The following is a 16,685-nucleotide window of genomic DNA, read 5'->3' as shown; positions in this document are numbered from 1 at the left end:
TCCCTTCACAAAGCAGCCTTACTGGCCGGTAAAATGGGGACGCCGTTTTTCCATGAACGCGCAGACGCCTTCGGCGAAATCCTTGGTCCGGGCACATTCGCGCTGGCACGGGACTTCGATATTTTCCAGGTAGTGCTGGTATTCGGCAAAGGCGGCTGCATAGATCTGGCGCTTGATATTCTTGTAGGAAATGATCGGCCCTGACGCCAATTTCTTGGCAAACTTCATCGTTTCACCGTCGAGGTCCTCGTTGGGCACGATGCGGTAGACGATGCCCAGGTCCTTGGCTTCCTGAGCGCTCACCGGCCGGCCGGTCGCACAGATATCCATGGCCCGTTTCGGCCCCAGCTGTTTGACCAGCAAATACGAACCACCCGTATCGGGGACCAGGCCCAGGTTGACGAAGGCCATGATGAACTTGGCGTTTTCACTGCAAATGATAAAATCTGCCGTCAGTGCCAGGCTGGCACCGGCACCGGCTGCGGCACCGCTGACCGAGGCGATGACCATCTTGCTCATCTTCTTCAGGCCGTCCGTGACCTTGCCTACCTTGCCGATGAGGCCGTCCATATTGACGTCACCGCCGGCCTTGATGAGCTGGTAGAAGTAGCCGATGTCGCCACCAGCCGAAAAAGCACGGGGAGAACCTTTGAAGACGACGACTTTCACCGATTCATCGGCTTCAGCCGCCTGGACGACGTAGAGCAGTTCATCGGCCATTTCTTCATCGATGGCATTGAGATTCTTGGGATAATCGAGCTGAACGACAGCAATACCGTCCTCGACAGTATAGTGCAATTTTTTGAGCTTCATATGAATTCCTCCTCGCAACTATAACAAAACGGAAAGTTAAGCTTTCCTTATATTCATATTATAACATATATTTTAGTAAAAAACCTATACTTGAAAGGCATGAAAAAGGCGCTGTCTCGCGACAGCGCCTTTTTAGTGGCTCGTGGCTCGTGGCTCGTGGGGCTCGTGGTTCGTGGTTCGTAGCTCGTAGGGGCGACCACGTGGGGCGCCCGCTTCAGATAAATGGGTCACGGGATTCCTGCATATCCCCGCACGTGCGAGCCCCTACGAGGTTAAACCTCTCCGGCCCATTCGGGCCACCTCTCCTAGCAGGAGAGGCTAAATCCTTTCCATCCGCTAGCCCCTAACCGCTAGCTGCTAACAACGTAAAAGAGGCTGTCGCATGAAGACAGCCTCTTTTTGAGTTTTAAGTTTATAGTTTTTAGTTTGCAGCAAATCCCCTTAAATTTAAAACCATCCGCTAACAACTAGCCACTAGCCACTAACCACTAGCTTTTTATTAATCGATGCAATACTGGCAGAAGATGCCGCGGAGGTCGAATCCGCGGTTTTCTTTTTCCTGATGGGCCGTTTCTTTCGGCTGGTCCATGGAAGCGACGAGTTCCTGACCGCGGCAGTAGATGCCTTCGCCGTTGGCGTTGCCGCTGATGGGCAGGGGCATCATGGTATTGATCATATCATCGAAAGTAAAGTGTTTATTCATCTGAAAAGCCTCCTCTTAAGACTTCAATCATTATTATCTTGCTTGAGCATAAGTTTACGCTTTTCAATGCCTTTTTGTCAATGCTAATTACGAATCATTTTTGCATTTCATCAATTCAATATTAGAATCTCTTTATGCTTTATTCAATACCTTATGGACCAAAGCACTGATGACCATGAGGATGACGACGACAGGGACCGTAATGCCCACTGGCGTATCGACGTTGAGCAGAAAGCGGTACAAGATGACGCCCAGGACCCAGAGGACCAGGTTGAGCCAGTTGACGCTGTCTGCCGTGTGGTCCTGCTTGAGGATGAAGAAATCCGACAAGAGGATGGCCGTCATCGGCGCAAAGACCGAACCGATGAGGTAGAGGAAGTCCTGGAACTGGTCCGGCGCGGCGAAGATGGCCAGGATGACGCCCAGGACGGTGGCGATGAGAGCCAGGACCTTATCCGAAACCTTGGGAACCAGGCTCTGGCAGCTGACGCCGGCTGAAAAGGCATCGAGGAAGGTCGTCGTCACTGTCGACAAGAGGACGACGAGGATCCCGGCCACGCCCATGCCGGCCTGGACCATGATGGCCGCAATATCGTCCTGCCCGGTGAACAGGGCGGCGCCCATGCCGATGAGGAACATCCACGAGCTGGCGATGAAATAGGCACTACAGCTGGCCGCCGTAGCCAGGCCCGGCTTTTCAGCCGTCCGCGTGTAGTCCGAAATGATCGGCAGCCACGACAGCGGCATGGCGACGGCCAGTTCGACAGCGCCGCCAAAGGTCAGGTCGCCAGCCGGTACCTGGGGCGTACCGCCTTTGAAGACGACCAGGCTGAGGACGATGGTCAAGATGAACAGCGCCGCCATGACGACGACGTTGACCTTGCTCAGGTTCTTCAGGCCCATGACGATCCACAAGGCAATGAAGGCGCCGATGATGAGGCTCCACCAGGACACGCCAATGGCGGCGATGGTATTGGCTGCCAAGGCGGCACTGGCGACCATGACGGCCGTCCAGCCGACGAGCTGGATGACATTCAGCCCGGCAAAGAGCTTGGCACCCTGAGTGCCGAAAGAAATGCGCACCGTTTCCATGGCGCTGCCGCCGGTCCGCCCGCCGATAAGGCCGGCCAGATACATGACTGTCCCGCCGATGAGGTGGCCCAGGATGATGGCCGCAAAGGCCTTGGCAAAGCCCAGCGGTGCCAGAAGCATGCCCGTCAGGATTTCAGCGATGGAAATGCCGGCGCCGAACCATAACAGGCCGTTAGAAAAGACAGATGTCTTACGTTCATTCACAATATGATACCAACCTTTCTGCATATAAATCATTAGCTCTATTAGTATAGCACATCTGCCGGGAAAACCCTATGCAGGACAGTCACTTTGTCACAATTTCAACTCACTTTACTAAGAAAAAGGGTATTTAGCTTTATTCCTTTTTAGGCTCATGCTATACTTAGCTAACAACAACAATAATAACTATAATAATCTTATAATCTTTTTTTATTTATACGTTTGGAGTGATACCATGAAAATTGACAAGCGCCTGAAAATCGTCATTGCCGCTGTCATCCTGGCTGCCTGTGCCTTTGGCGGCTATACATATTACCAGTCCCAACAAACGGCGAAGCAGGCCAAGGCCATCGAAACGGCCGACGTCGTCCGCAAAGACCTGCGCTCGACGGTTTCGGCGACGGGGACCATCAGCCCTGTCGATTCCGTAGAAGTCTCACCGAAAATCACGGCCCGCATCAGCCAGGTCCTGGTCAAAGAAAATGACCGGGTCACAGCCGGCCAGACCGTGGCTATCCTCGACGGCAAGGACTATGAAGCCAAGCGCGACCAGGCTCAATATAAAGTCACGAATACCAAAGTCGAATACGACCGGGCCCAGCAGCTTTATGATCTCGGTGCCGGCACGAAACAGGCTTTGGATACAGCCAAGTTCAATTATGATACGGCCGTCAGCACCTTGACAGAAGCCGAATCAGATGTCGCTGAAACGGTCATCACAGCACCTATGGACGGCGTCGTCGTCGGCGAACCGAAGACGGTCGGCACCATGGCCGTCCAGGGCAACAGCAACCCGACAGTCATCATGCGCATTGCCGACACGTCGACCAAGCAGATTCTGGCCAAAGTCGATGAAACGGATATCGGCAAGATTCAAGTCGGTCAGGATGCTACCTTCACGGTCGACGCCTTTACGGACCGGACTTTCACGGCCCACGTCTCGAAAATCGCCAAGACCGATACGAGCAACACGTGGGACACGAATGGCACGAGTTCGACATCGAGCTCCTCTTCAAGCTCCTCGGCCAGCGTCATCTACTATTACGTCACCCTCGACGTCGATGACCCGGACGACGTCCTGAAACTAGGCATGACAGCCCGCGTCGACATTACGACATCGCAAAAAGACGATGCCCTCGTCGTCCCCATCGCCGCCTTGAAGACCAACGATTCCGGTTCCTATGTCATCCGCGTCGATGCCAACGGCCAGACCGAACAGGTCCCGGTCACGACGGGCATCTACAGCGATGAATACGTGGAAATCCTTTCAGGCCTGACCCAGGGCGACAAGGTTTCCATCACCTATACGGCCTCCAGCAAATCTTCGTCATCGAACAACAACCGGCGCCAGGGACCGCCGCCCATGTAAAGGAAGCATCGCCATGAAGCATGTCATCGAATTGAAAGATATCAAAAAGATATACCACATCGGCGGTGAAGATTTCGCCGCCCTGGCCGGCATTACCTTGAACATAGAAGAAGGCGAATTCGCCGCCCTCATGGGGCCGTCGGGCTCCGGGAAATCGACGCTCATGAACATCCTGGGCTGCCTGGACCGGCCCACGTCGGGCTCGTACAAGCTCGGCGGCAAGGAAGTCGCCCACCTCAGCGACGATGAACTGGCCGTCGTCCGCAACCAGCACATCGGCTTCGTCTTCCAGAACTTCAACCTCTTATCCCGCATTTCCGCCCTGGACAACGTCGCCCTGCCCTTGGTCTACGCCGGCGTCGGCCGCAAGGAACGGGCAGAACGGGCCATGGAAAAGCTGAAATCCGTCGGTCTGGAAACGTGGGCCCACCACAAGCCCAACGAACTGTCCGGCGGTCAGCGCCAGCGCGTCGCCATCGCCCGGGCTCTGGTCAACAACCCGCATATCATCATGGCCGACGAACCGACAGGCAACTTGGACACGAAATCGACGAAAGATATCATGCGCCTCTTCGAGGCACTCCACGAAGAGCACAAGACGATCATCCTGGTCACGCACGAACCGGAAATCGCCGCCTGTGCCAACCGCCAGCTCCTGCTCTCGGACGGCAGGATCACCAAAGACGCCGGAAAGGGGGTCGTCATGGATGTTATTTAGTGAAAGCGTACAGATTGCCGTCACGGCCCTGTTGTCCAACAAACTGCGCTCTATCCTGACCATGCTGGGCATCATCATCGGCGTCGGTGCCGTCATCGCCATGATTTCCATCGGCATGGGCGTCAAGCAGAACGTCACCAACTCCATCGCCAGCCTGGGCAGCAACATGCTCATCGTCATGCCCGGCTCGACCAATCAGGGCGGTGTCCGCTCGGCAGCCGGGTCGAACCAGAAATTAAAATACGACGACGCGACGGCCATCAAGAACAAGATAAAGAACATCGACTACGTATCGCCGACAGTCAACAGTTCCTATCAGATCGTCAACGGCAACCAGAACTGGAATACATCGGTCTACGGCGTCACGCCGGAATACCTGCACATCCGCTCCCTCGTCGTCCAGTCGGGCTCCTTCATCACACAGAGCGACCTCAACTCGCGCAACCGCGTCGCCGTCATCGGACCGACGGTCGCGTCCAACCTCTTCGACGAAGCCAACCCGGTCGGCAAGAACATCCGCATCAACAACCAGCCGTACAAGATCATCGGCGTCCTGGAAAGCAAGGGCCAGTCCTCCATGGGCCAGGACCAGGACGATATCGTCATCGTCCCCTTGACGACGGCCCAGGAACGCCTCATGGGCATTACCTACGTCCGCTCCATCAACATCCAGGTCTCCAGCGCCGATAAAATCGAACAGGTCCAGTCCGAAGTCGAAACGCTGCTGCGCCAGCGCCATCACATCATGAACGGCAAGGAAGACGACTTCAACGTCCGCAACCTGACGAGCCTCATGGAAACCATGACCAGCACGACGACCATGCTGACCCTCTTCCTGGGCAGTATCGCCGCCATTTCGCTCATCGTCGGCGGCATCGGCATCATGAACATCATGATGGTCTCCGTCACTGAACGGACGCGGGAAATCGGCATCCGTAAAGCCCTGGGCGCGACCTTCCAGAACATCATGATGCAGTTCCTCATCGAATCCGTCGTCATCGGCGTCATCGGCGGCCTCCTGGGCATCGCCTGCGGCGTCGGCATCGCCCTGGCTATCGCCAAGTCGGGCCTCTTCCAGACAGTCATCACGGCAGCACCGATCATCATCTCCTTCAGCTTCTCCGTCGGCATCGGCCTCTTCTTCGGCATCTACCCGGCCCGGAAAGCAGCCAAACTCGACCCCATCGAAGCCTTGCGGTATGAATAAAAAAAATGCGCTGTCGCATGAAGACAGCGCATTTTGAGTATTAAGTTTGCAGTTTTTAGTTTGCAGCAAATGGTAAAAAATTTAAACCCACTTCTACAAACTCCGTACTACAAACTATAAAGTAAAAGGTGCCTTGCACGATGGCAAAAATCTTCGTGCGACAGCCCCTTTTTAGTTGTTCGTGATTCGCAGGGGATGTGCCCAAAGCTTTTTTGGCCCGTCAGGTGCCGACCCTCGGAAGGCACAGGACGGTTGACAGAACGGACAGCTGTAGCGGGCGTCCCGGCTCTCCTGCCAGGAGAGCTGTCAGCGCAGCTGACTGAGAGGTTGCTTTTGAATCGTCGTACGGTTCATGGGATTCTTATAGGAGAGTCTGGAAATTCAACCTCTCCGGCCCGTTGGGCCACCTCCCCTATCATGGGAGGCTTGGCGCCCTGCAATCGGCGGGCCGCCCCTACGAACCCCTAGCCACGAGCCACGAACCACTAGCCACTAACCACGAACCCCTAATCTCTCAGCCAGCGGCGGATGTCGTCTTCGGCATCTTCGATGGTCGTACCCAGGAGGGCCAGGCTCTTGCCGAGTTTGGCATCCGGGCAGAGGGCGTGGATGTCTTCCAGGCTGTGGCCGACGCCGCTGCCTTCGTGGGTGCAGAAGGGATAAATCGTCTTGCCGGAAAAGTCATGGTTTTCCAGGAACGTCCACAAGGCCATGGGCATGGTGCCGCACCAGTTGGGGTAGCCCAAAAAGATGACGTCGTAGTCGTCGATGCTGGGGATATCCTTTTCCAGGGCCGGCCGGGCATTGTCGGCCTTTTCTTTCCTGGCGATCTTGACGACTTCCTGATAGTCATTGGGATAGACCGAAGCCGTGCGGATATGGAAGAGGTCGCCGCCCGTGAACAGGCGCAGCATCTGGGCTGCCCGTTCCGTATTGCCCACGGGCAGGTCGACGATCTTGCCGCTGACATAGTTCATGCCGGCGTGAGAAAAATATGCAATGAGGCATTTCTTACCTTGATAATCCATAAGTCAATCAAACCTCCCTGATATGTTTGACCTAAAAAGTCCCGATACAGTTTTCATTATACGGCAAAAATCGCCGCCATTCAATCACTATCATGAATGACGGCGATTTTATTTTATCATGCCTGCCAGCTGCCCTGTATCTTTCCAAGGCCCATATAATGTAGTAAAATAGAGTTTGTCAAAAGATTACTATGCTAAGTAATACAAGGAGGTCCCTTTATGGCTCATGTAAATGAAAACTACTTAAAACTCCCCGGCAACTATCTTTTTGCAACGATTGCAAAAAAAGTTGATGCTTATTCCAAAGCACATCCGGAAGCCAATATCATCCGCCTCGGCATCGGCGACGTCACCCGTCCCCTGGCCCCGGCTATCATCAACGCCATGCACAAAGCCGTCGACGAAATGGGCAAAGCTGAAACCTTCCGCGGCTACGGTCCGGAACAGGGCTATGATTTCCTTCGCCAGGCCATCATCGATGGCGACTACAAGACGCGCGGCATCGACCTCGAATTAGACGAAGTCTTCGTCGGTGACGGCGCCAAGACCGATGTCGCCTGCATCCAGGAAATCTTCGGCGACGACCTCAAATTCGCCGTAGCCGATCCGGTCTACCCGGTCTACCTCGACTCGAACGTCATGTTCGGCCACACAGGCGACTGGAATGCCGAAAAAGGCATCTACGACGGCGTCGTCTATCTCCCGTGCACCCCGGAAAACGGCTTCAAAGCCGAACCGCCGAAGGAAAAAGTCGACATCGTCTACCTCTGCAACCCGTCCAACCCGACTGGCACGGCCATGAGCAAAGAAGAATTGACCAACTGGGTCAAAGCTGCCAAAGAAAACAACTTCATCATCATCTATGATTCGGCTTATGAAACGTACATCACCGAACCGGACGTTCCCCACAGCATCTTTGAAATCGAAGGCGCTAAAGAAGTAGCCATCGAACTCCGCTCCTACTCCAAGTGCGCCGGCTTCACGGGTACGCGCTGCTCCTATGTCGTCGTCCCCCATGCCTGCGTCGCTTACAAGAAAGACGGCACGGCTGTCGAACTCAATCCCTTGTGGAACCGCCGTCAGTGCACCTTCTTCAACGGCACGCCGTACATCGTCCAGCGCGCAGCTGAAGCTTACTACAGCCCGGAAGGCCAGAAACAGTGCCTGGCTGACGTCGAATACTACATGGAAAACGCCCACATCATCCGCGACGGCCTGACCGAAGCCGGCTTCACCGTCTACGGCGCTACCAACTCGCCGTACGCCTGGGTACAGACGCCGAACGGCATGAAGAGCTGGGATTTCTTCGACCTGCTCCTGGAAAAAGCCCACGTCGTCACGACACCGGGTTCGGGCTTTGGCCCCCACGGCGAAGGCTATCTCCGCCTGACCGCTTTCGGCACCAAAGAAAACACCGTCGAAGCTGTCAAACGCATTGCTGATTTAAAATTATTCAAATAAAGGTGGTTTAACCATTGAGTACCAATCTGGAAGTAGGCATCGTCGGCCTGCCGAATGTCGGTAAGAGCACGCTGTTCAACGCGATTACCAAGGCCGGCGCAGAAGCGGCAAACTATCCCTTCTGCACGATTGAACCGAATGTCGGTGTCGTAGAAATCCCGGATAAACGCATCCAGGTCCTGACCGACATGTACAAACCGAAAAAAACAATTCCCGCTGTCATGCGCTTCGTCGATATCGCCGGCCTCGTCGCCGGTGCCTCCAAGGGCGAAGGCCTGGGCAACAAGTTCCTCAGCCACATCCGTGAAACCGATGCCATCGCTGAAGTCGTCCGCTGCTTTGAAGACTCGAACATCACCCACGTCGACGGCTCCATCGACCCGATCCGCGACATCGAAACGATCAATACGGAACTGTGCCTGGCCGACCTGGAATCGGCCCAGAAACGGGCGGACCGCATCGCCAAAGTCGCTCAGTGTGGCGACAAGGACGCCAAAGTCGAATACGCCGTCCTGAAAAAAGTCCTGGCCTGCCTGGAAAACGGCGACCCGGCCCGCAAAGCCGGCCTGACAAAAGATGAACTGCCGCAGGTCAAAGAACTCAACCTCCTGACCTTGAAGCCGATCATCTACATCGCCAACGTCGCAGAAGACGAAGCAGGCAATCCCGATGCCAACCCCAACGTCAAACGCGTCGAAGAATACGCCGCCAAGGAAGGCGCTCAGGTCGTCGCCGTCTCGGCCAAGATTGAAGCCGAAATCGCCGAACTGCCGGACGACGAAGCCGAAGTCTTCCTGGAAGAACTGGGCCTGCCCGAATCGGGCCTGGACAAGCTGATCAAAGCCAGCTATTCCCTGTTGGGTCTGATCAACTTCTTCACGGCCGGATCTGACGAAGTCCGCGCCTGGACCATCGTCAACGGCACGAAAGCCCAGAAAGCAGCCGGTAAGATCCACACCGACATCGAACGCGGCTTCATCCGCGCCGAAATCGTTTCCTACGACGACCTCATCGCCTGCGGCAGCGAACAAGCTGCCAAAGAAAAAGGCCTTGTTCGTCTGGAAGGGAAAGATTACGTCATGCAAGACGGAGATGTCACATACTTCCGCTTTAATGTATAGGAAAAAAAGGCTTGTCGCATATGCGACAAGCCTTTTTAAGTGGTTAGTGGCTAGCAGTTAGGGGTTAGCGGATGGGTTTTAAATTTAAAAACCATCTGCTACAAACTATAAACTCCGTACTACAAACTAGTATCGTCCTCCCGATGTTTTGGGCGTGGTTCCCGTTCATCTGTCAATCCGGCAATGTAATCGAGTGAGGTGTGGTACAGCCTTGCCAGCTGGATCAACTTTTCTACGGGGATCTTCCGTTTCCCCAATTCATACATGCCGTATCCAACTTGTGAACACTTCAAGATTTTTGCCACGTCGGCCTGAGAAAGCCTTGCTTCCAACCGAAGCGTCTTTAAGCGGCTGTAGTATTTCATGTCATCACCTGTTTTCATAGATCTAGGACTATAATAAGTACATTAGTAAATTCCTTGATTCTATTATAGTAAATATATAAAAAGACGGCAACGATTATTATGAATATAATCGTTGCCGTCTTTGCAATTTGACTTCCCCTCTATGAAATAATTAGCCGATTTCTACTAATTTTCCAGGATTCATGATGTTATTCGGGTCCAAAGCCTTCTTGATGGCTTTAATGACGTTAAGTTCCGCCTGCGGTGTGCAAAGGGCAAATTCTTCCAATTTCTTATAGCCAATGCCGTGTTCACCGGACATCTTGCCGCCCAGGGCATAGACGCGCGGGAAGAGGTCGCGATGGAAGGCCTTGATCTTCTGGAACCATTCTTCCGGCGACAAGCCTTTGGCATTCAGAGGCAGGACGTGGATGTTACCATCGCCGATGTGAGCAACCGTGACGCAGTAGAGGTCGTATTTTTCGCGCAGTTCCGGAATTTGTTTGGTGATTTCCGGAATCTTGTCCAAGGGGACGACGAAGTCTTCCGTCTGGAACATCTTGTCAACGTCGCGGGCGGCTTCGGCGAACTGCTTGCGCAGAGTCCAAATCCGTTTATCCGCTTCAAATTCGTCGATCGAGCCGTTGGCTTCCGCCAAGTCGCAGAGCTGTTCCATCTTGCGGTCCGAGTCGTCTTCGCTGAACGATTCGACCGTGACGATGACGTAATCACAGCCTTCGTCGACATGAGGCATTTTCATGTCCAGGAATTTGCAGGTCATGCGCAGGGCTTCATTGTCCATGAATTCGATGCTCGTCGGGTCGATGCCGGCTTTGAGGATCTTATTGGGCAGGGCAAAGGCTTCTTCATCGGTCTTGAAAACGCAGACCATATTGAAGGCATACGGCGGCATGGGACGGAGTTTGACCGTGACTTCCGTAATGATGCCCAGCGTGCCTTCGGAACCGGCAAAGAGCTGTTCCAGGCAGAGGCCGGTAGAACTCTTCTTGAGGCGGGCACCGGCGTCGAGGATGTCCCCTGTCGGCGTAACGACTTTCAGGCTGTAGATCTGATGGCGCGTCGTGCCGTATTTAACGGCTTTATTGCCGCCGGCATTGTTGGCGACGTTGCCGCCGATCATGCTGCTGTCGGCACTGGACGGGTCCCCGGCATAGAGGAGGCCGTGTTTGGCAGCTTCACGCTGCAAGTCCCCAGTGATGACGCCAGTCTGGCAGACGGCATACATATTGTCGGCATCGAATTTGAGGATCTGATTCATCCGTTCCAATTCGACGACCATGCCGTGATAAACAGGAATAGCACCACAGGCAACACCGGAACCAGCCGAGCGCGGCGTAATCGGAACGAGGTACTTATTGGCCAATTTGACGATAGCGGCCACTTCTTCCGTCGAGCCCGGGAAGACGACGACTTCCGGTTTATGGAAATAATGGGAGTTCCCTTCTTCGTCTGTCTGGTATCTTTCCAAATAATCTTCGTCCGTCTTGACGTATTTATCACCGACGACCTGACGTAATTCTGCTAATAATTCCGGCGTAACCGGGTTAAACTGTGCTGCCATATATAAACGCTTCCTTTCTATCGGAATCTTTCCGTATGCTTTAAAGATATAATAAGTTTATCCTCCGAATGGGAGTTGAGCATAGTATACCACGTAGCAGAAACTTGTAAAGCCCGTTTTCTTGACATTTTTAAAAAACGCATCAAGAAAACGAGCTTTTTGAAACCAAACATTGGGATGGATACGTAAAGTTTTACGTTTTACGCTATTTCCAATCCTAAAGTTTATATTTATTTTTCATATCTTCCATGCACGGACAGTTTTAAGACTCCGAAAGGGCTTCCCACTTTTCATAAGCCTCATCGAGCTGGGCCTGGGCCACTTCGTATTCCTTCGTCAATTCCATCATGGCGTCGGCATCGGTCTGGTTCTGGGGCATATTCATCTGCACTTCATACATCTTGATAGTCGCTTCCAGTTCGGCAATCTTCATCTCGATTTTTTCCAGCTTGGCCGCCTGGCCATAAGCCGGGGCCTTGGCCGGCGCTTTCACGGCCGGTGCCGGTTCCGCCTTCTTCACTGCCGGAGCTGCTGCCTTTTCCTGAGCCTGTGAGGAGCCTTGCGCTTCAGCTGCCGCCTTTTCTGCCGCTTCCTGGGCTTCACGGACCTTTTCCCGGTAATAACTGTAATTGCCGACGTATTCCGTGAGCTGCTTATGTTCCAGGACCAGCGTCCGCTGGGTGATTTTGTCGAGGAAATAGCGGTCATGGGATACGACGAGGTACGTCCCGCCGAATTCCAGCAAGGCCTGTTCCAGGACTTCCCGCGTCGGGATGTCGAGATGGTTCGTCGGTTCGTCGAGGATGAGGAAATTCGGCCCCTGCAGGAAGAGCTTCAACAGGGCCAGCCGGGCCTGTTCGCCGCCGCTGAGGCTGTCGATGACCTTGAAGACATCGTCGCCGCGGAACATGAAGCGCCCCAGGACGGACCGGGCTTCTTCTTCGCCATAACTGAAATCGTTCATGATTTCATCGAGGACCGTCCAAGCTCCGTGCAGGTCCGTGTGTTCCTGGGCAAAATAGCCGATATGGACGCGGCTGCCCAAGGTGATATGACCGTCTGTCGGTTCCTTTTCGCCCATGATCATGCGGATGAGCGTCGTCTTCCCCGTCCCGTTAGGGCCGATGAGGGACGCTGCTTCGCCGCGGCGCAGGAGGAGCGACAGATGGTCGAACAACTGGCGGTCGGCAAAACCGCCGCTGACCTTGTCCAGGACCAGGACTTTCTGGCCGCACTCTTCGACAGGCTTGAAATTGAAATGCAGCGATTCATCTTCCGGCTGCCATTCGATGCGTTCCAGCCGGTCCAGCTGGGACTGACGGCCGCGGGCCTGCTTGGCCTTGATGCCGGCCTTGTACTTGCGGATATATTCTTCTGTTTCGTGGATGTGCTCCTGCTGCTTCTTATAGGCTTTTTCCAGGGCTTTCTGCTGCTGGGCATGCTGCTCGACGTAGCGCGAATAATTTCCCTTGTACTTAGTCACCTTGCCGTGGGACAGTTCGAGGATGCCCGTCGCCACGCGGTCGAGGAAATAGCGGTCATGGGATACGATGAGGATGCCGCCGCCATAAGACAAGAGATAGCTTTCCAGCCATTCCAGCATGTCCACGTCGAGATGGTTCGTCGGTTCGTCGAGGAACAAATAGTCCGGCCGGCGGACGAGAGCCTTGGCCAGGTTGATGCGCGTCTTCTGACCGCCGGAAAAGCTCTGGACCGGCCGATCCATATCGGCTTCTGAAAAGCCCAGGCCCTGGACGATTTTCCGCGACATCGACTCGTATTCATAGCCGCCGAGCCACTCGAACCGTTCCTGCATGCGGGCATAGCGGTTCATCAAGCCTTCATCGTCGGGATGGGCCTGCATGTCCTTTTCGACAGCCTTCAAATCCTTTTCCAGCTTCATGACATCCTGCCAGGCCTCGGTAATCGTCTGGCGCAACGTTACGTCGTCGGCGTAAGTGATATCCTGCTGCAAATAGCCGATAGATTCGCCTTCGGAAACGACAAACGCCCCGTTATCATACTCCTCTTCGCCCATGAGGCACTTGAGCAGCGTCGACTTCCCGGCCCCATTGGCCCCGATGAGGCCGATCCGTTCGCCCCGGCGGATTTCAAAACTGACATCATGGAATACCGTATGTACCCCAAAAGACTTACTCAATTTCTGTACTTTAATACTACCCATCTATATGATACCTGCCCTCCCTGGCATACTGACGACAAAACAAAAAAAGAGCCGCCCCGGATCCCCATCTTGGGCGGCTGCCTATTTTCACATATCTATTATACCGTCAATCCTCAAGCATCGTCAAGACGGCGATGATAATAAGACGCCGGTCGCAGGCGGCAGGCCGCAGGCCGCAAAAAAATACACGGCCTGCGGCCTTGTGCGTAGGGGCCGGCCAAAGGGCGGCCCGCTGTGATATTTCGCCACAGCCTAACCGAGTATGATGGCGGAGCTTTACGAACAACCATCTACGGCCTTTTCTCGGATTCAGATGCGGCTTTGCCGCGTCAAATTCATCCCATTTGTCATAAATTCCGGCTATGTACAGGATTCACACGGGACGCCTTAACAGGACGTCCCCTACGGTATCGCATAGAGGCGATGAAAATAATAAGCAGGCCGCAAAAAAATCCACGGCCTGCGGCCGTTTCGTAGGGGCTTCCACGTGGGAAGCCCGCTAGAGAGATTTCGCCACAGCCTAGCCGAGTATGATGGCGGGTCTTTACGAACAACGAGCTACGGCCTTTTCTCGGATTCAGATACGGCTTCGCCGCTATAAACTCAAACTGACAACGACGCTTCGGGAAACTCTCTGCGCGTAGCGGGCCGCCCGCCGCTGTCATCTATCCAGGAAATCGTCTCCTGCATCTGACGGGCCAGAATAGCTCTGGGCGGCCCCTACGGCATCGCATACAGACGATAAAAAACAAAAATAGCCGCCCAGGACTCCCCATCGTAAGCGACTATTTTTGTGGTTCTTATTCTGTTAGTACTAGTCACTCAAAGGTAGACGATAAGGTATGCCTATGATATACTAGCTTCGAAGTTCTGCCTAAAACGGTAGGCGGTTGGTCCCTTGCTTCCTAAGGAGGGATTTTGTGTGAACCCTCCAATCCATGGGAAAGGAGGGGATTTGTATGCTTCTGACTGTAGATACTTTTATTGGTATTCTCGGCCTCTGCTTAGGTGCTTTCGCGCTTGGGTATGCCATCGGATGCGCTTCAAATAGAACACAAAAATAGCCGCCCTCGATCCCACTCGTAAGCGGCTACTTTTGTAGTCATTATTTGGGGACCAACCGTCTATCGGCAGGACCTCTTTCACGTTTATTATACCGTTATCAGTTAATCTTCGTCAAGGACGAGGCTGCAATCATTCCTTTATTTCCCAGCGATTCCCTTAAAGCCCATATCAAAATAAGGGAATCGTCAATGGATTAAGGGAATCCATCTGCCATAAATTCCGGCTATCGCATAGAAGCGATGAAAACAATACACCTGTCGTAAAAAAATACGGCTTGAAGCCGTTGCGTAGGGGCTGTCCCGAAAGCCTTTTTGACCCGTCAGGTGCCGACCAGCGGGAGGTGCAGGACGGTTGCCAAAACGGACAGCCGTGGCTGGGCGGCCCGCTTTGATATTTCACCACAGCCCATTCTATTCTAATGGCAGGCTTTTACGAACTCCGATTCAGATGCGGCTTCGCCGCTATAAACTCAAACTAACAATGACGCTTCGGGAAATCCTCAGCGCGTAGCGGGACGTCTTAACAGGCGTCCCCTACGAAATCGCATAGAGGCGAAAAAAAATAACCACGCGGCTCATAAACCGCGTGGTTATCGTATTCTTTATGGTGGAGATAAGGAGGATCGAACTCCTGACCTCTTGCATGCCATCTCCAAATTCCCGGAAAATAAGCTCAATCAGCTCCATATGTATTATTTAAATAGTACAAACAGCCCAATGTATCCAATGAACAAAATACTTCTGGTAGCAACTGCTATACAAAAGCTAACCTTCATCGGCTAATATCAATCATCAAAAAAAATTATAAATACCTATTTTAACGATTAAGCAATCTCCTAACATCATAAAATTTAAACGTAATATTTCTTCCTGAAATTCAAAAATGCACAATATATACTTACTATACATGGATAATGTTGTGATTTCTTAAAAACTTTTTTATTTGCTCTTTTATGGACTTCTTTTTCCGGATAGAAAGCTCTTTTTGCATATCCTCAAAACGTAACTCTTTCACCGGATTCTGAGGAAGAACTTTGACATGAAACTTAACAGCATGTTCCCAGTCATAGCCCTTTGGTATAATCTGAAAACTTGCATCACCTACGGCTTGTGCTACATATTCGTGACGGGAAATAGACTGCAAACATTGTCCTCCGCCAAGAATACGTTCATAAGGGCCACGGTGAATGCGCTGCAACTGTAATTTTTGTCCAATCTGCAGCTCAATAGGTTTCATTGAAGGATATCCTTCTCCATTCATATAAAGCTCTATTTTTTCATCGTTAGAAATCGCGTATTGTAGCCGTATTGTATTGGCATCAGTTTCAGGAACCAATTCTTGTTCACAATCAAAGCATAAAAAGCCTTTTTCCTTCGACCACGTATAAATACTGTCTAAATGGCCTGAGCTTACAATAAGCCGATTACCTTCAATCCGGACATTTCCTTGCGGAATCAAGTCTCCTGCGAGGATGGGATGCACCTGATTATGTACATATGCCAATACCCGGTACGATAAAACATGACCGCTGCCATTATGGATATAGATAAGCAATTCTCGGTGCCGATGATGCGTAAAATTCCCTTCTATGACGTTCAGCCATGCTGAATCCATTTGAAAACGATATAAACAGGTCCATTGGCGTTCTTTAGAAATATATTTAACAATTAAAAAGTCCGCTTTTCCTCTTTCCCTAGGAATTCGCAAGACATAGTCATATATAATGGGCCCCTTGTCAAGACCACGTTCTAAAATTTTAAGAGTGGCAGTAAGCAGAATTATTCTAAGCAGCGAAG

The 16,685-nt window shown here is 52.7% G+C and carries 12 protein-coding genes and 1 pseudogene; 5 read left to right on the top strand and 8 right to left on the bottom strand.

The genetic code is table 11. The features are described from left to right. Positions 1-18 precede the first annotated feature (18 nt). The 3 genes from WMO23_RS01640 to cytX all read right to left on the bottom strand — a co-directional run bounded on the left by WMO23_RS01640 (position 19) and on the right by cytX (position 2,845). Positions 19-813, bottom strand: a complete 795-nt coding sequence (locus tag WMO23_RS01640) for an enoyl-CoA hydratase/isomerase family protein (RefSeq protein WP_020310662.1) — start codon at positions 811-813, stop codon at positions 19-21. 499 nt (positions 814-1,312) lie between these two features. After that, positions 1,313-1,516: a hypothetical protein gene (locus tag WMO23_RS01635; RefSeq protein ID WP_020310661.1), complete on the bottom strand. Its 204-nt coding sequence runs from the start codon at positions 1,514-1,516 to the stop codon at positions 1,313-1,315. A gap of 132 nt (positions 1,517-1,648) precedes the next feature. Next, positions 1,649-2,845 carry a putative hydroxymethylpyrimidine transporter CytX gene (cytX, locus tag WMO23_RS01630; RefSeq protein ID WP_020310660.1) on the bottom strand — a complete coding sequence of 399 codons (1,197 nt, stop codon included), beginning with the start codon at positions 2,843-2,845 and terminating at the stop codon, positions 1,649-1,651. 199 nt (positions 2,846-3,044) lie between these two features. On the opposite strand from cytX, the gene WMO23_RS01625 reads away from it, so the two are divergent. The 3 genes from WMO23_RS01625 to WMO23_RS01615 are packed head-to-tail and all read left to right on the top strand — an operon-like array spanning position 3,045 to position 6,103. After that, entirely contained in the window at positions 3,045-4,178 is a 1,134-nt protein-coding gene (locus WMO23_RS01625; RefSeq protein ID WP_292299247.1) for an efflux RND transporter periplasmic adaptor subunit, read from the top strand. Between the two features lie 13 nt (positions 4,179-4,191). Next, positions 4,192-4,896: an ABC transporter ATP-binding protein gene (locus WMO23_RS01620; RefSeq protein ID WP_292108167.1), complete on the top strand. Its 705-nt coding sequence runs from the start codon at positions 4,192-4,194 to the stop codon at positions 4,894-4,896. Next, complete coding sequence (locus WMO23_RS01615) at positions 4,886-6,103, top strand: ABC transporter permease (RefSeq protein WP_020723928.1); 1,218 nt, start codon at positions 4,886-4,888, stop codon at positions 6,101-6,103. Before WMO23_RS01620 ends, WMO23_RS01615 begins: the two co-directional genes overlap by 11 nt. A gap of 506 nt (positions 6,104-6,609) precedes the next feature. On the opposite strand, the gene WMO23_RS01610 is transcribed toward WMO23_RS01615, so the two are convergent. Next, positions 6,610-7,131: a flavodoxin gene (locus tag WMO23_RS01610; protein WP_020310656.1), complete on the bottom strand. Its 522-nt coding sequence runs from the start codon at positions 7,129-7,131 to the stop codon at positions 6,610-6,612. Positions 7,132-7,350: 219 nt separating this feature from the next. On the opposite strand from WMO23_RS01610, the gene WMO23_RS01605 reads away from it, so the two are divergent. After that, positions 7,351-8,592, top strand: coding sequence for an LL-diaminopimelate aminotransferase (locus WMO23_RS01605; protein ID WP_020310655.1), 1,242 nt, complete (start codon positions 7,351-7,353; stop codon positions 8,590-8,592). Between the two features lie 14 nt (positions 8,593-8,606). Beyond that, positions 8,607-9,713, top strand: a complete 1,107-nt coding sequence (gene ychF, locus WMO23_RS01600) for a redox-regulated ATPase YchF (RefSeq protein WP_349173109.1) — start codon at positions 8,607-8,609, stop codon at positions 9,711-9,713. Between the two features lie 119 nt (positions 9,714-9,832). On the opposite strand, the gene WMO23_RS01595 is transcribed toward ychF, so the two are convergent. From WMO23_RS01595 to WMO23_RS01580, 4 genes and pseudogenes are all read right to left on the bottom strand, one after another. Continuing rightward, on the bottom strand, positions 9,833-10,096 hold the full coding sequence (locus WMO23_RS01595) for a helix-turn-helix domain-containing protein (RefSeq protein ID WP_232501472.1): 264 nt from the start codon (positions 10,094-10,096) through the stop codon (positions 9,833-9,835). 133 nt (positions 10,097-10,229) lie between these two features. After that, on the bottom strand, positions 10,230-11,639 hold the full coding sequence (locus WMO23_RS01590) for an FAD-binding oxidoreductase (protein WP_014015016.1): 1,410 nt from the start codon (positions 11,637-11,639) through the stop codon (positions 10,230-10,232). Between the two features lie 262 nt (positions 11,640-11,901). After that, on the bottom strand, positions 11,902-13,824 hold the full coding sequence (locus WMO23_RS01585; protein ID WP_349173105.1) for an ABC-F family ATP-binding cassette domain-containing protein: 1,923 nt from the start codon (positions 13,822-13,824) through the stop codon (positions 11,902-11,904). Positions 13,825-15,789: 1,965 nt separating this feature from the next. Beyond that, positions 15,790-16,685, bottom strand: a pseudogene (locus tag WMO23_RS01580) (ImmA/IrrE family metallo-endopeptidase); the annotation flags it as partial.

It is taken from the genome of Megasphaera intestinihominis, assembly GCF_040096415.1.
Taxonomy (GTDB): domain Bacteria; phylum Bacillota; class Negativicutes; order Veillonellales; family Megasphaeraceae; genus Megasphaera; species Megasphaera intestinihominis.
Note: the sequence above shows the minus strand (reverse complement) of the source record. Positions and strands in the feature narration are given on the sequence as shown.

What these genes read in the sequence shown, in the direction of transcription:
- WMO23_RS01590 (WP_014015016.1), bottom strand. Translation starts at nt 11,639, where the DNA reads ATGGCAGCACAGTTTAACCCGGTTACGCCGGAATTATTAGCAGAATTA.
- cytX (WP_020310660.1), bottom strand. Translation starts at nt 2,845, where the DNA reads ATGATTTATATGCAGAAAGGTTGGTATCATATTGTGAATGAACGTAAG.
- WMO23_RS01615 (WP_020723928.1), top strand. Translation starts at nt 4,886, where the DNA reads ATGTTATTTAGTGAAAGCGTACAGATTGCCGTCACGGCCCTGTTGTCC.
- WMO23_RS01635 (WP_020310661.1), bottom strand. Translation starts at nt 1,516, where the DNA reads ATGAATAAACACTTTACTTTCGATGATATGATCAATACCATGATGCCC.
- WMO23_RS01640 (WP_020310662.1), bottom strand. Translation starts at nt 813, where the DNA reads ATGAAGCTCAAAAAATTGCACTATACTGTCGAGGACGGTATTGCTGTC.
- WMO23_RS01620 (WP_292108167.1), top strand. Translation starts at nt 4,192, where the DNA reads ATGAAGCATGTCATCGAATTGAAAGATATCAAAAAGATATACCACATC.
- WMO23_RS01595 (WP_232501472.1), bottom strand. Translation starts at nt 10,096, where the DNA reads ATGAAAACAGGTGATGACATGAAATACTACAGCCGCTTAAAGACGCTT.
- WMO23_RS01610 (WP_020310656.1), bottom strand. Translation starts at nt 7,131, where the DNA reads ATGGATTATCAAGGTAAGAAATGCCTCATTGCATATTTTTCTCACGCC.
- WMO23_RS01585 (WP_349173105.1), bottom strand. Translation starts at nt 13,824, where the DNA reads ATGGGTAGTATTAAAGTACAGAAATTGAGTAAGTCTTTTGGGGTACAT.
- WMO23_RS01605 (WP_020310655.1), top strand. Translation starts at nt 7,351, where the DNA reads ATGGCTCATGTAAATGAAAACTACTTAAAACTCCCCGGCAACTATCTT.
- WMO23_RS01625 (WP_292299247.1), top strand. Translation starts at nt 3,045, where the DNA reads ATGAAAATTGACAAGCGCCTGAAAATCGTCATTGCCGCTGTCATCCTG.